Origin of the sequence: Ferrovibrio sp., from assembly GCF_964218355.1 — a bacterium.
In the GTDB taxonomy this organism is placed as follows: domain Bacteria; phylum Pseudomonadota; class Alphaproteobacteria; order Ferrovibrionales; family Ferrovibrionaceae; genus Ferrovibrio.
In genome coordinates, this window is sequence record NZ_CAXPMC010000029.1 from 94,767 (window position 1) to 108,296 (window position 13,530).

The 13,530-nt window shown below is 66.2% G+C and carries 13 protein-coding genes and 1 pseudogene; 11 read left to right on the top strand and 3 right to left on the bottom strand.

The genetic code is table 11. From position 1 onward, the window contains the following. The first annotated feature begins 28 nt into the window (after positions 1 to 28). From ACEQZY_RS20235 to ACEQZY_RS20245, 3 genes and pseudogenes are all read left to right on the top strand, one after another. Complete coding sequence (locus ACEQZY_RS20235) at positions 29 to 319, top strand: hypothetical protein (RefSeq protein ID WP_370156737.1); 291 nt, start codon at positions 29 to 31, stop codon at positions 317 to 319. 32 nt (positions 320 to 351) lie between these two features. Beyond that, positions 352 to 417, top strand: a pseudogene (locus ACEQZY_RS20240) (DUF2971 domain-containing protein); the annotation flags it as partial. 51 nt (positions 418 to 468) lie between these two features. Further along, positions 469 to 798 carry a hypothetical protein gene (locus ACEQZY_RS20245; protein WP_370156738.1) on the top strand — a complete coding sequence of 110 codons (330 nt, stop codon included), beginning with the start codon at positions 469 to 471 and terminating at the stop codon, positions 796 to 798. Between the two features lie 9 nt (positions 799 to 807). Here the strand turns inward: ACEQZY_RS20245 and ACEQZY_RS20250 are convergent, their stop codons facing one another. Then, positions 808 to 1,386: a TetR/AcrR family transcriptional regulator gene (locus ACEQZY_RS20250; RefSeq protein WP_370156740.1), complete on the bottom strand. Its 579-nt coding sequence runs from the start codon at positions 1,384 to 1,386 to the stop codon at positions 808 to 810. A 104-nt stretch (positions 1,387 to 1,490) separates the two neighbouring features. Here ACEQZY_RS20250 and ACEQZY_RS20255 point away from each other — a divergent pair, with 104 nt between their 5' ends. From ACEQZY_RS20255 to fghA, 4 genes are all read left to right on the top strand, one after another. Further along, a complete protein-coding gene (locus tag ACEQZY_RS20255; RefSeq protein WP_370156742.1) occupies positions 1,491 to 2,699 on the top strand; it encodes an acetyl-CoA C-acyltransferase in 1,209 nt (402 codons plus the stop codon). Further along, positions 2,696 to 3,916 (top strand): multidrug effflux MFS transporter, encoded by a 1,221-nt coding sequence (locus tag ACEQZY_RS20260; RefSeq protein WP_370156744.1) that lies wholly within the window; start codon positions 2,696 to 2,698, stop codon positions 3,914 to 3,916. The genes ACEQZY_RS20255 and ACEQZY_RS20260 overlap by 4 nt, the downstream gene beginning before the upstream one ends. An 82-nt stretch (positions 3,917 to 3,998) precedes the next feature. After that, positions 3,999 to 5,111 (top strand): S-(hydroxymethyl)glutathione dehydrogenase/class III alcohol dehydrogenase, encoded by a 1,113-nt coding sequence (locus tag ACEQZY_RS20265; RefSeq protein WP_341705391.1) that lies wholly within the window; start codon positions 3,999 to 4,001, stop codon positions 5,109 to 5,111. Between the two features lie 16 nt (positions 5,112 to 5,127). Beyond that, on the top strand, positions 5,128 to 5,973 hold the full coding sequence (gene fghA / locus ACEQZY_RS20270; protein ID WP_370156746.1) for an S-formylglutathione hydrolase: 846 nt from the start codon (positions 5,128 to 5,130) through the stop codon (positions 5,971 to 5,973). 46 nt (positions 5,974 to 6,019) lie between these two features. Here the strand turns inward: fghA and ACEQZY_RS20275 are convergent, their stop codons facing one another. Both ACEQZY_RS20275 and ACEQZY_RS20280 read right to left on the bottom strand, forming a co-directional pair. Then, a complete protein-coding gene (locus tag ACEQZY_RS20275) occupies positions 6,020 to 7,018 on the bottom strand; it encodes an alpha/beta fold hydrolase (RefSeq protein ID WP_370156748.1) in 999 nt (332 codons plus the stop codon). Positions 7,019 to 7,141: 123 nt separating this feature from the next. Next, entirely contained in the window at positions 7,142 to 7,468 is a 327-nt protein-coding gene (locus tag ACEQZY_RS20280) for a YbjQ family protein (protein WP_341705462.1), read from the bottom strand. Positions 7,469 to 7,555: 87 nt separating this feature from the next. On the opposite strand from ACEQZY_RS20280, the gene ACEQZY_RS20285 reads away from it, so the two are divergent. The 4 genes from ACEQZY_RS20285 to ACEQZY_RS20300 all read left to right on the top strand — a co-directional run bounded on the left by ACEQZY_RS20285 (position 7,556) and on the right by ACEQZY_RS20300 (position 13,475). Continuing rightward, the gene (locus ACEQZY_RS20285) at positions 7,556 to 8,257 is read left to right on the top strand and encodes an outer membrane lipoprotein carrier protein LolA (protein WP_370156750.1); all 702 of its coding nucleotides are present in this window, start codon (positions 7,556 to 7,558) and stop codon (positions 8,255 to 8,257) included. Between the two features lie 234 nt (positions 8,258 to 8,491). Beyond that, complete coding sequence (sucC, locus tag ACEQZY_RS20290) at positions 8,492 to 9,661, top strand: ADP-forming succinate--CoA ligase subunit beta (protein ID WP_341705460.1); 1,170 nt, start codon at positions 8,492 to 8,494, stop codon at positions 9,659 to 9,661. 1 nt (position 9,662) lies between these two features. Beyond that, positions 9,663 to 10,541 (top strand): succinate--CoA ligase subunit alpha, encoded by an 879-nt coding sequence (sucD, locus tag ACEQZY_RS20295; protein WP_341705459.1) that lies wholly within the window; start codon positions 9,663 to 9,665, stop codon positions 10,539 to 10,541. 51 nt (positions 10,542 to 10,592) lie between these two features. Continuing rightward, the gene (locus tag ACEQZY_RS20300) at positions 10,593 to 13,475 is read left to right on the top strand and encodes a 2-oxoglutarate dehydrogenase E1 component (RefSeq protein WP_370156753.1); all 2,883 of its coding nucleotides are present in this window, start codon (positions 10,593 to 10,595) and stop codon (positions 13,473 to 13,475) included. Positions 13,476 to 13,530: the final 55 nt, after the last annotated feature.

Here is a 13,530-nt window from a genome sequence, read left to right on the forward strand (position 1 = left end):
TAACCCCAATTTCTTCCGGAACATATCAATGCCAATGAATCCCTCTTTCAGACTGGAGTGGTGGAGAGAGGGTTATGGCTTCGATATGGGATCTTCTGAGGTGTGTCATCCACCATCAAAAGAAAGTGGATATATTCGAGTTTACCATCTGACGAATGGGAAGGCGGCTCAGGCAATCATTCGTGACCGCCGTTTTAAGTTAAGCAAATTCTCTACCCTTAATGATCCCTTTGAATTGTTGGCGATTAGTATCGAGGAAAAGAATACTCGCGAATTGTCAAAGGGCCTTAAAAAAGATTTGGCGAGGAAAACGGTTTAATATGCTTCAGTGGTAATTGGATTAACCCGGTTCTGTGGAGTCATTACGCGGACGACCATAGGGGTGTGTGCCTTGGTTTTGATCTGCTGGAAAGCAAGGCGCTTCGGGTAAGCTATCAGGAGCGACGAATTCAAGATAGATTTTGGGGGATGGAGGACCTGAAGAATCCATCTCCAGAGCTATGGCGCTTATTGTTGAGTACAAAATTTCTTCATTGGCAGTATGAGCAGGAAATTAGGCTGGTGCTGCCGCTTTCTGAAACAGAATTGATTGATGGTGGGCATTACTATTCTTTTGATGCGGTACTTGTTCTGAAAGAAGTTATTTTGGGTGTTGATAGCGAATTTGATGTGGCGGGTATTGGGGCTGAGACTTCTGGCTTCTATGGCGCGGGGAATGTCAGTGTAATCAAGGCGCGGGTTGCTGATAAATATTTCAGTGTCGTACCAGACGAAAGCACGGTGCAGACGGTTAAGTAGAAGCAGTATCTAATAAGCCAGTTCCAGCGCCGCGTTGCGCGCATTCTTCAGCGCGCGTTTCGATGCCGCCGGGTCTTTCAGCGCCCGGGCCAGCAGCAGGCCGCCGACCAGCACCGACAGGATCGCGTCGGCACGGTCTTCCGCCTGGCGGCGGGTCGGCGCCGGCACCAGATCGGCCAGCAGTCCCCGCAGCAGCACGATGCCCTCACGGTAAGCCGCCTGCACGGCGCCGCCGGCGCGGCCGGCCTCCATGCCGATGGCGGCCATCACGCAGCCCCGGTCCGGCCGGTCGCGATGCGCTTCGGTCAGATAGGTATCGATCACGGCCTCCAGCCCCTTGCCCGGCGGTGCCTGCGCCGCAATGGCCTGCAGGCGGCCGCGCATCTCGGCAAAGCCGGATCCGATGGCGGCGGCGGCGAGATCCTCCCTGGAGGAAAAATGCCGGTAGAAGCCGCCATGGGTCAGGCCGGCGGCGGCCATCACGTCGGCCACCCCGGTTTCGGCGAGGCCGCGGCCGCGCAGCATGCGCCCGGCGGTCTGCACGATCTGGCGGCGGGTTTCCGCCTTGTCTTCTGCCGAACGCCGCATGACAGCCTTTCCGCGCTGCAAAATAGCGCTTGACGTTTAGATGATAACAATCATCTATACTGGCGGCAAGAGAAATCCCCCGGAGCCATGAGGAGAGCGCCGCCATGTCCGCCACCGTCCGGTCCGCCATTGCAGCCCCTGATCCCATTGTCATCGCCGCGGCGATCCGCACGCCGCTCGGCCGCTTCACCGGTGCGCTGGCGGGCATGCCGGCCAGCGATCTCGGTGCCGCCGCCATCCGCGCCGCGCTGGAGAAGGCCGGCGTCGCGGGCGCGGATGTCGACGAGGTGCTGATGGGCTGCGTGCTGCCGGCGGGGCAGGGCCAGGCACCGGCGCGCCAGGCGGCGCGCAAGGCCGGCCTGCCCGACCATGTCGGCGCGGTGACCGTCAACAAGGTCTGCGGCTCGGGCATGCGCGCCACCATGCTGGCCCATGACATGCTGCTGGCCGGCTCGGCACAGATCATGGTCGCCGGCGGCATGGAGAGCATGTCGGGCGCGCCCTTCCTGCTGCCGCAGATGCGTGCGGGCCGCAAGGCCGGCCATGGCCAGGTGCTGGACCACATGATGCTGGACGGCCTGGAGGATGCCTACGAGCGCGACCGCGCCATGGGCACCTTCGGCGAACAATGTGCCGAACATTACGGCTTCACCCGCGCCGAGCAGGATGCCTATGCCATCGAAACCCTGACCCGTGCGCAGAAGGCCGTCACCAATGGCTGGTTCGATGCCGAGATCGTGCCGGTCACGCCGGACGCGAAGACCGGCGAGGTCGCCCGCGACGAGAATCCGCTGAAGGTGAACCCGGAAAAGATCCCGACCCTGAAGGCTGCCTTCAAGGCCAACGGCACCGTGACGCCGGCTTCTTCCAGCGCCAATGCCGACGGCGCCGCCGCCCTGGTGCTGGCCCGTCGCTCGGAAGCCGAGCGCCGCGGCCTGCCGATCATCGCCACCATTCTCGGCCATGCCGTGCATGCGCAGGAGCCGCAATGGTTCACCACCGCGCCGATCCCGGCCATCCGCAAGCTGCTCGACAAGGTTGGCTGGACCACCGGCGATGTCGACCTGTTCGAGATCAACGAGGCCTTTGCGGTGGTGCCGATGGCGGCGATGCGCGACCTCAATATCGGCCATGACCGGATCAACCTGCATGGCGGCGCCTGCGCGCTGGGCCATCCCATCGGTGCCACCGGCGCGCGGATCATCGTCACCCTGCTGAATGCACTGGACCGCGCCGGCGCGAAGCGCGGCGTGGCGTCGCTGTGCATCGGCGGCGGCGAGGCCACCGCCATCGCCGTCGAACGGGCCGCATGAACGGCCCGCCGCCCGGCGTGGCGTCGCCCGGAAAGCCGGCCCTGGCCTATATGCCGCTGATCGTGCTGCTGACCGCGCTGGCCGCGCTGGGCATGCTGTCGACCAACATCTACCTGCCGGCCCTGCCGGTGATCGGCCAGGCGCTGCAGGCGGATGCCGGCCAGGTGCGGCTGACCCTGACGGTGTATCTTGCCGTCTTTGCCGTCTGCCAGCTGGTTGCCGGCCCGCTGTCGGACCGGCATGGCCGCCGGCCGGTGCTGCTGTTCGGCCTGCCGCTGTTCTTCGCCGCCACCCTGGTCTGTGCCATGTCCACCAGCATCGAGATGCTGATCCTCGGCCGTGCCCTGCAGGCGGTGGGTGCCTGTGCCGCCTCGGTGGTCGGCCGCGCCATGGCCCGCGACCTGTTCGACGGGCCGGCGCTCGGCCGGGCCCTGGGCCTGATCATGACGGGCGTGGCGGTGGCCCCCGGATTCGGCCCGCTGCTGGGCGGCCTGCTGCAGGAGGGCTTCGGGTGGCGCGCACCCTTCTATGCGGTTGCGGCTTTCGGCATCCTCACCCTTGCCATCGTGCTGCGCGCCCTCGGCGAGACGCGGCCGCCGGCGGCCGGCCCGGTCCGGCTTGCCGGCGCCTTCGCCAGCTATGGCAGCCTGCTCGGCAGTTCCGCCTTCCTGCTGCCGGCGCTGGCCACGTCCTGTGCGCTGGGTGCGCTGTTCGCCTTCTTCGCCGGGGCACCCGGTCTGTTCATTGCCGCCTATGGCCAGAGCCCGACCGAATTCGGCCTCACCTCCAGTGCCACGGTCTTTGCCGTCTTCGCCGGCGGTTTCTCGGCGCCGCGGCTGATGCGCCGCTTCGGCGCCATGGCGGCGGTGCGCTTCGGCTTCCTGGTGCTGGCCGGCGGCGGCGCGCTGCTGCTGGCGCTGACCGTTTCCGCGCCGGGCCTGTGGCCGGCCATCGGCGCCACCTTCGTCTTCCTGTACGGCATCGGCATCGTCAATCCGCTGACCGTGGCGGCGGCCCTGCAGCCTTTCCCGCAGCGTGCCGGTGCCGCCTCGGCGCTGATCGGTGCCCTGCAGATGGCCGGGGCCACGACCGGCGCCGCGCTCGTCAACCTGCTGCCGCTGCCCGGCCTGCAGCCGATGCCGGCGGCCATGCTGGCGACGGCCCTGCTCGGCCTGCTCTGCATGCTGGTGCGGCCGCGGGTGGCGCAGCTGGCCTGACGTCACCGCCCGGGGGTTCCCATCACCCCGCATCGGCCTTTATGGTCTCCTGCGTCAGCAGAGATCAGCGAGGAGATGCCCCATGGACGTGCGCGCCGCCGTTGCCTTCGAAGCCGGAAAGCCGCTGAGCATCGAGACCGTGCAGCTCGACGGCCCGCGCGCCGGCGAGGTGCTGGTCGAGATCAGGGCCACCGGCGTCTGCCATACCGATGCCTATACGCTGTCGGGCATGGACAGCGAGGGGAAATTCCCCTGCATCCTCGGCCATGAGGGCGCCGGCGTGGTGGTCGATACCGGCCCTGGCGTGACCAGCGTGAAGAAGGGCGACCACGTCATTCCGCTCTACACGCCGGAATGCCGCAACTGCGACTACTGCCTCAGCCGCAGGACGAATCTCTGCCAGGCGATCCGCGTCACCCAGGGTGCGGGCCAGATGCCCGATGGCACCAGCCGCTTCAAATGCCGCGGCGAAACCGTGTGGCATTACATGGGCACCTCGACGTTTGCCAACTACACCGTGCTGCCCGAGATCGCGGTCGCCAAGATCCGCGCGGACGCGCCCTTCGACAAGGTCTGCTATATCGGCTGCGGCGTCACCACGGGCCTGGGTGCCGTGATCTACACGGCCAAGGTCACGCCCGGCGCCAATGTCGTGGTCTTCGGCCTCGGCGGCATCGGGCTCAATGTGATCCAGGGCGCGCGCATGGTCGGCGCGGACCGCATCATCGGCGTCGACATCAACCCGGCACGGAAGCAGATGGCCGAGAAATTCGGCATGACCCATTTCGTCAACCCGAAGGACATGAAGGACGAGGAACTGGTGCCGCATCTGGTCGAACTGACCAAAGGCGGCGCCGATTACAGCTTCGAGTGCATCGGCAACGTCAAGACCATGCGGCAGGCGCTGGAATGCTGCCACAAGGGCTGGGGTGAAAGCATCATCATCGGCGTTGCCCCCTCGGGCGCGGAAATCTCGACGCGGCCGTTCCAGCTGGTCACCGGCCGGGTCTGGAAGGGCTCGGCCTTCGGCGGTGCGCGCGGCCGCAGCGACGTGCCGCAGATCGTCGACTGGTACATGGACGGCAGGATCAACATCGACGACCTGATCACCCATGTGATGCCGCTGGACAAGATCAACGATGCCTTCGATCTGATGCATGAAGGCAAGTCGATCCGCTCGGTCGTCACGTTCTGACCGGGGTGACCTGCTGATGGAACGCATCAAGAGCTGGGCCTGTTTCGGCGGCCGGCAGGAAGTGTGGCGGCATGCTTCGCCAAGCCTGGGCTGCGCCATGGAATTCGCGATCTATCTGCCCCCGGAATCGGTGGGGAATGGCGCCCGGCGCGCGCCGGTTCTGTACTATCTGTCCGGCCTGACCTGTACATGGGAAAACATGACCGCCAAGGCCGGCGCCCAGCGCTATGCCGCCGAGCATGGCCTGGTGCTGGTGGCGCCCGATACCAGTCCGCGCGGTCTCGGCCTGCCGGGCGAGGACGACGCCTACGATTTCGGCAGCGGCGCCGGTTTCTATGTCGATGCCACCGAGGCGCCGTGGTCGCGGCATTACCGCATGTACAGCTATGTCACCGCCGAACTGCCGGCCCTGGTCAACAGCCATTTTCCGGTCGATCCGGCGCGCAGCGGCATCACCGGCCATTCCATGGGCGGCCATGGCGCGCTGGTCTGCGCCTTCCGCAATCCGCAGCAATACCGCTCGGTCTCGGCCTTTGCGCCGATCGCGGCGCCGGGCCAGGTGCCCTGGGGCGAGAAGGCCCTGGCCGGCTATCTCGGGCCCGACCGTTCCACGTGGAACGCCTATGACGCGACACAGCTGGCGGCCACGACCGGCTGGCGCCGCCCGGTGCTGGTCGACCAGGGCGCGGCGGACGAGTTCCTGGAGACCCAGCTGCGGCCGCAGCTGCTGCAGAAGGCCTGCGCGGAGGCCGGCATTGCGCTGACCCTGCGGCTGCAGCCGGGTTATGACCACAGCTATTATTTCATCGCCAGCTTCATCGGCGCACATGTCGCCCATCACGCCGCGGCGCTGAAGGCCTGACGCGGCGCCGCCTGCCTGCCGCCGGCCTGTTTCACGTGAAACAGGGTCAGGCCGCCGCGTTGGTTTGCGCGCCGGCTTCTGCGCCGGCTTCCGCCCCGAAGCTGTCGGCCGGTGCATCGCTGCCGATGAAATGCAGCAGCGTGGCATGGACCTGCGGATCGCTGACCAGCCGGCGGTGGCCGAGCCCGTCGAGGATGCGCAGCCCGGCGCCCGGCCAGGCGGCGGCATTCTCGCGGCTGTGGGCCAGCGGCACGACGCGGTCGTCGCGGCTGTGCAGGATCAGGCCGGGCATCCCGAACCGGCGCAGCAGCGGCGGCAGGTACAGCGAATCCATGCTGCGGCCGACCCGGCGCTCGATGGCGCGGAACACCGCCTCGGTCTGGGCCTTGCCGAGGCCCAGCATCGTCATCATGGCGGCGGCGAACAGGCGCGGATGGTTGGGGGCGGCGAGGATGGCGATGCGCCGGGCCGCCAGTCCCAGTTCGGCGGCTGCCAGCAGGGTGGCGGTGCCGCCCAGCGAATGGGCGATCACCGCATGGAAGGGCACGGCCCCGCCGACCAGGCCGAGCCGCGCGGCCTCGCGGGTGGTGGCGGCGATGCCGGCGGCCAGCACCGGGATGCCGGTCTGACGGCCCGGCGAACGGCCATGGGCGGGCAGGTCCGGTGCCAGCACGCGGTAGCCGGCAGCGACCGCCCGGTCGATAAAGGGCGCCCAGCTCAGATGGTCGTCCTCCCAGCCATGCACCAGCAGGATCACCGGCCCGGCCGGATTCTCGTGGCGGCCATAGAGCCAGGCGGCCTGGGGACCGAGCGGCCCGTCGACCGCCAGGGGTGTTTCACGTGAAACACTTCGCGAACGCCCGGGGGCGGGCCGGCGCTGCGGGGTCAGGAACAGCCGGGCGGCATAGCCGGCCGTGAGGCCGGGGACCAGCCGGAATCCGGCACGGATCAGGCCGCGGATCAGCAATCCGCTGATAATAAGACGAACATTCGTGCTGTTTTTACGACGAGACGGGGTCGAGTTCGGGATGGTTGGATCGGGCATCGGGGAGGGCTCCGTTGGGCCGGCGGATCTGCCGGTCAGGCGGAGAATAATAGAACGGTCGTGCTTTTCAAGTGGAATCCGCCACCGGCCGGGCCGGTGGCGGCTGCCGGCCTCGCCCCAGTTTCACGCCCCGAGTTTTACCGCCGTGCCGTTGGCGGTGACCATCAGCATCTGGCGGTCGTTGCCGCCGATCGATTCATAATCGAGATCGACGCCGACCACGGCATCGGCGCCCAGCTCGGTCGCTTCCGCGACCATCGCCTCCAGCGCCAGCCTCTTCGCCTTGCGCAGCTCCTTCTCGTAGCTGCCCGAGCGGCCGCCGAGGATGTCGGTGATGCCGGCGAAGAAATCGCGGAAGATATTGGTGCCCATCACTGCCTCGCCGGCGACGATGCCGAGATAGGCGGTGATCTTCCGGCCCTCGATGCCGTCGGTGCTGGTGGTGATCATGCCGCTCTCCCATGCTGCGTTGCGATGTCACCCGAGCGTAGCCGGCCCGCCTTGATTTCGCCATCACCCGGGGCTACGCCTGTCGCCATGACCGCCGTTTCCCGAGACCGCCCGTCACCGCCCGGCGCCAGCCGCCGCCGTTTCCTGCTGGCCATGGCCGTCACCGCCGCCGCCGCCGGTCTGACCCTGCCGGTCGCCTACGCGGCCGCGCCGGCCGGGGCGAAGCTGACGGCCCAGGATCACAGCGACCTGCAGCGCATTGCCGAATATTTCAACCGCGTGCGGACCATGAAGGGCCGTTTCCTGCAGGTCGGTCCCGAGGGCAATGCGGCCGAGGGCGACATCTACATGCAGCGGCCCGGCCGCTTCCGTTTCGAGTTCGATCCGCCGGTGCCGATGCTGATCGTCTCCGACGGCGCCTATATCATCATGGAAGACCGCGAGCTGAAATCGGTCGAGCGCATCCCGCTGGGCGCCACGCCGCTCGACCTGCTGGTCCGCGACAAGGTGACCTTCGATGACAGCGTCGGCATTTCGAAGGTCGAGCGCGGCGCCGCCATCCTGCGGGTCACGCTGTTTGCGCCGGATCGCCCGAAGGAGGGGTCGCTGACCCTGGTCTTCGGCGACAAGCCGCTGGAATTCGCCGGCTGGACCGTGACCGACGCCCAGGGCAAGGTGACCGCCATCACCCTGAACCGGATCGACTTCAATCCCGACCTGTCGCACCGCCTGTTCACCTATGGCGACGGCAAGACCGGGGCCGAGCGGGTCCTGCAGCACCGGCGCTGACGCCGGCCGGCCGTTTACCATATTTTCAGCCCAATCCACACAGGATGCCGGGATTACCAAAACGTAACCCGTCCGGTCATGAACTTTTGTCGAAATGCCGCCTAAATCCCTGCCGGCAAAGGTTGCAGGCCTTCCGGAGGCTGCTATAACCTCGCCCCGAAACGCCGATCCATGTCTGCAGCCGGGGCCCCATCGCTTGTCCAAGCGGGCCGGCCCCACCATCCGTAGGTCAGCATGAACATCCATGAATATCAGGCGAAAAGCCTGCTTGCGAAATATGGCGTCGCGGTCCCCCGCGGCGGCGTGGCCTTCTCTCCTGACGAGGCCGTCACCGTGGCCCGCCAGCTCGGCGGTCCGGTCTGGGTGGTCAAGGCCCAGATCCATGCCGGCGGCCGCGGCAAGGCCGGCGGCGTCAAGGTGGTCAAGTCGCTCGACGATGTTTCCACCAATGCCCGCAACATGCTGGGCATGACCCTGATCACCCACCAGACCGGCCCCGAGGGCAAGACGGTCAAGCGCCTCTATGTCGAGGAAGGCTGCGACATCAAGCGCGAGCTGTATCTCTCGCTGCTGGTCGACCGCGCCACCTCGCGCATCACCGTGATGGCCTCCACCGAGGGCGGCATGGAGATCGAGGAAGTCGCCGCCAAGCATCCGGAGAAGATACTCAAGGTCGCCATCGACCCGGCCACCGGCATGCAGCCGCACCATGCGCGCACCATCGCCTTCGGCCTCGGCCTCGAGGGCAAGCAGGTGCAGTCGGCGACCAGGTTCATGCTGGCCATGTACGACGCCTTCACCGGGCTGGATGCCAGCATCGTCGAGATCAACCCGCTGGTGGTCACCGGCGCCGGCGAGATGATCGCGCTGGACGCCAAGATGAACTTCGACGACAACGCGCTGTTCCGCCACAAGGACGTGGCCGACATGCGCGATCCGGACGAGGAAGACCCCTCCGAGCTGGAAGCCGCCAAATACGAGCTGAATTACGTCAAGCTGGACGGCGAGATCGGCTGCATGGTCAACGGCGCCGGCCTGGCCATGGCCACCATGGACATCATCAAGCTGTACGGCTCCGAGCCGGCCAACTTCCTCGATGTCGGCGGCGGTGCCACCAAGGAGCGCGTCACCGCCGCGTTCAAGATCATCCTCAAGGATCCCAACGTGAAGGGCATCCTGGTCAACATCTTCGGCGGCATCATGCGCTGCGACATCATCGCCGAGGGCGTGATCGCGGCCGCCCGCGAGGTGAAGCTGGCGGTGCCTCTGGTCGTCCGCCTCGAGGGCACTAATGTTGATCTGGGCAAGAAGATCATGGCCGAGAGCGGCCTGCCGATCGTCTCCGCCGACAATCTCGCCGATGCCGCCGAGAAGGTGGTCAAGGCCGTGAAGGGAGCCAAGTAAGATGGCTGTTCTGGTCAACAAGGATACCAAGGTCATCTGCCAGGGCATCACCGGCAGCCAGGGCACCTTCCACAGCGAGCAGGCGATCGCCTACGGCACCAAGATGGTCGGCGGCGTCACCCCGGGCAAGGGCGGCACCACCCATATCGGCCTGCCGGTGTTCAACACCGTCGCCGATGCCGTCGCCAGGACCGGCGCCAATGCCTCGGTGATCTACGTCCCGCCGCCGTTCGCGGCCGACTCGATCATGGAGGCCATCGAGGCCGAGATCCCGCTGGTGGTCTGCATCACCGAGGGCATCCCGGTGATCGACATGGTCAAGGTCAAGCGGGCGCTGTCGGGCTCGAAGACCCGCCTGATCGGTCCGAACTGCCCCGGCGTGATCACCCCGGGCGAATGCAAGATCGGCATCATGCCGGGCCACATCCATCGCCGCGGCAAGGTCGGCATCGTGTCGCGGTCGGGCACCCTGACCTACGAGGCGGTGGCGCAGACCACGGCGGCCGGCCTCGGCCAGACCACCTGCATCGGCATCGGCGGCGATCCGGTCAACGGCACCAATTTCATCGATGCGCTGGACCTGTTCCTCGGCGATCCGGAAACCGAGAGCATCATCATGATCGGCGAGATCGGCGGTTCGGCCGAGGAAGACGCCGCCGAGTTCCTGAAGAAGTCCAAGGTGAAGAAGCCGACCGTCGGCTTCATCGCCGGCCGTACCGCCCCTCCGGGCCGCCGCATGGGTCATGCTGGCGCCATCATTTCGGGCGGCAAGGGCGACGCCAATACCAAGCTCGATGCCATGCGATCGGCCGGCATCCGAGTTTCCGAGAGTCCCGCGGCTCTCGGCACCACCCTGGTCGATCTGTTGAACGGGAAGTAACCGAAAGCAGAAAGAGGGCGGCGCCGGCCAACAAGCGGCGCCACGACATAGATGACGGCGCAGCTTGAACGCACGCAGTTCCTCTACGGTGGCAACAGCACCTTCGTCGAGGAGCTGTATGCCAAGTACGTTGCCAATCCAGACAGCGTAGACGCTTCCTGGCGCCAGTTCTTCGAGGCGCTGGGCGACGATTTCAGCCAGCCCCGGCAGGCGCTGAGCCGCCCCAGCTGGGCGCCGGCCTCGGCCCTGGTGCCGATGGACGAGGAGGGCCTGCTCGGGCCGTCCGGCAAGGCCGCCAAGGCGGCCGACCGGGCCGCCAAGGGCGGCGCCTCCGCCGCCGATGCCCGCGCCGCGGCGCTGGACACCATCCGCGCCGCCATGCTGATCCGCAATTACCGCATCCGCGGCCATCTGATGGCCAACCTGGATCCGCTGGGCATCCAGGCGCCGGGCGAGCATCCCGAGCTGGAGCCGGCCTCCTACGGCTTTGCCGAAGCCGACATGGACCGGCCGATCTTCATCGACAACATGCTGGGCCTCGAGACCGCGACCCTGCGCGAGATCCTGCAGATCCTGCGCCGCACCTACTGCTCGACCATCGGCGTCGAGTTCATGCACATCTATCATCCGGAGCAGAAGGCCTGGATCCAGGAGCGCATCGAGGGCCGCGACAAGGAAGTCTCCTTCACCAACGAAGGCAAGAAGGCGATCCTGAACAAGCTGGTGGAAGGCGAGATTTTCGAGCGCTTCTGCCACATGAAGTTCACCGGCACCAAGCGCTTCGGCCTTGAGGGCGGCGAAGCCCTGATCCCGGCGATGGAAGCCATCATCAAGCGCGGCGGCCAGCTCGGCCTGAAGGATATCGAGCTGGGCATGCCGCATCGCGGCCGCCTCAACCTGCTGGCCAACGTGATGGCCAAGCCGTACCGGGCGATCTTCTCCGAATTCAAGGGCATGGCCTATCACCCGGATGACTTCCAGGGTTCGGGCGACGTGAAATACCATCTCGGCGTCTCGTCGGACCGCGAGTTCGACGGCAACAAGGTGCATCTGTCGCTGGCGGCCAACCCGTCGCATCTGGAGATCGTCAATCCGGTCTGCCTCGGCAAGTCGCGGGCCAAGCAGACCCAGTTCGGCGATGCCGAGCGCGGCCAGGTGATGACCGTGCTGCTGCATGGCGATGCCGCTTTTGCCGGTCAGGGCGTGGTGGCGGAATGCTTCGCGCTGTCCGAGCTGCGCGGCTATCGCACCGGCGGCACCATCCACATCATCGTCAACAACCAGATCGGTTTCACGACCAATCCGTCCTACTCGCGCTCCTCGCCGTATCCTTCCGATCCGGCCAAGGTGGTGCAGGCGCCGATCTTCCACGTGAATGGCGACGATCCGGAGGCGGTGACCCATGTGGCGAAGATCGCCACCGAGTTCCGCCAGAAGTTCAAGAAGGACGTGGTCATCGACCTGTTCTGCTATCGCCGGCACGGCCATAACGAGACCGACGATCCGTCCTTCACCCAGCCGATCATGTACCGCACGATCGCGACGCATCCGACCACCCGGCAGATCTATGCCAAGCGCCTGGTCGACGAGAAGGTGCTGAGCGAGGACGAGGCGGAGGGCATGGTCACCGAATTCCAGAACCGCCTCGAAGGCGAGCTGGAGGCGTCCAAGTCGTTCAAGCCGAACAAGGCCGACTGGCTGGAGGGCAAGTGGAGCGGCCTCGAGATCGCCTCGGGCGACGACCGCCGCGGCACCACTGCGGTGGAGATCGAGACCCTGAAGAAGGTCGGTACCGCGATCACCACGGTCCCCGAGGGCTTCAACATCCACAAGACCTTGGCGCGCAATGTCGGCAACCGCCGCAGCATGATCGAGGCCGGTGAGGGCATCGACTGGGCGACCGCCGAGGCGCTGGCCTTCGGCACGCTGCAGCTGGAAGGCATCGGCGTGCGCCTGTCGGGCCAGGATTGCGGTCGCGGCACCTTCAGCCAGCGGCATTCGGTCTGGCATGACCAGCAGACCGAGGAACGCTATGTTCCGCTGAACCACATCGACGAGAAGGCGGCTCATTACGAGGTGATCGACAGCCTGCTGTCGGAAGCCGCGGTGCTGGGCTACGAATACGGCTACAGCCTGGCCGAGCCGAACACGCTGGTGATGTGGGAAGGCCAGTTCGGCGATTTCGCCAACGGCGCCCAGGTGGTGTTCGACCAGTTCATCTCGTCGGGCGAGGCCAAGTGGATGCGCATGTCGGGTCTGACCGTGCTGCTGCCGCATGGTTACGAGGGCCAGGGCCCCGAGCACAGCTCGGCCCGCCTCGAACGCTATCTGCAGCTCTGCGCCGAAGACAACATGCAGGTGGCGAACTGCACCACGCCGGCCAACTACTTCCACATCCTGCGCCGGCAGATGCACCGCAAGTTCCGCAAGCCGCTGATCCTGATGACGCCGAAATCGCTGCTGCGTCACAAGCTGGCGGTTTCCAAGCTGGTCGAGATGGGCCCCGGCTCGTCCTTCCACCGCGTGCTGTGGGACGATGCCCAGCCGGCCGACGACGCCAAGATCAAGCGCGTCATCCTGTGCAGCGGCAAGGTCTATTACGACCTGTTCGAGGAGCGCAACAAGCGCGAGATGAAGGATACCGTCATCCTGCGTCTCGAGCAGCTGTATCCGTTCCCGCACAAGGCGCTGATGGCCGAGCTGAACCGCTACAAGAATGCCAAGACGGTGGTCTGGTGCCAGGAAGAGCCGCGCAACATGGGTGCCTGGAGCTTCGTCGAGCCCTTCATCGAGCAGGTGCTGGGTGAATCGGCCCTGAAGCCGGCGCGTCCGGTCTATGCCGGCCGCGTCGAGGCGGCCTCGCCGGCTACCGGCCTGATGAGCAAGCATAACCAGCAGCAGGCGAAGCTGGTCGACGATGCGCTGACGGCATAAGGCCGTGGAAGGATTTCCCGGCGGCGTGCGCCGCCGGGCGTTGCCTGGGCGGCGC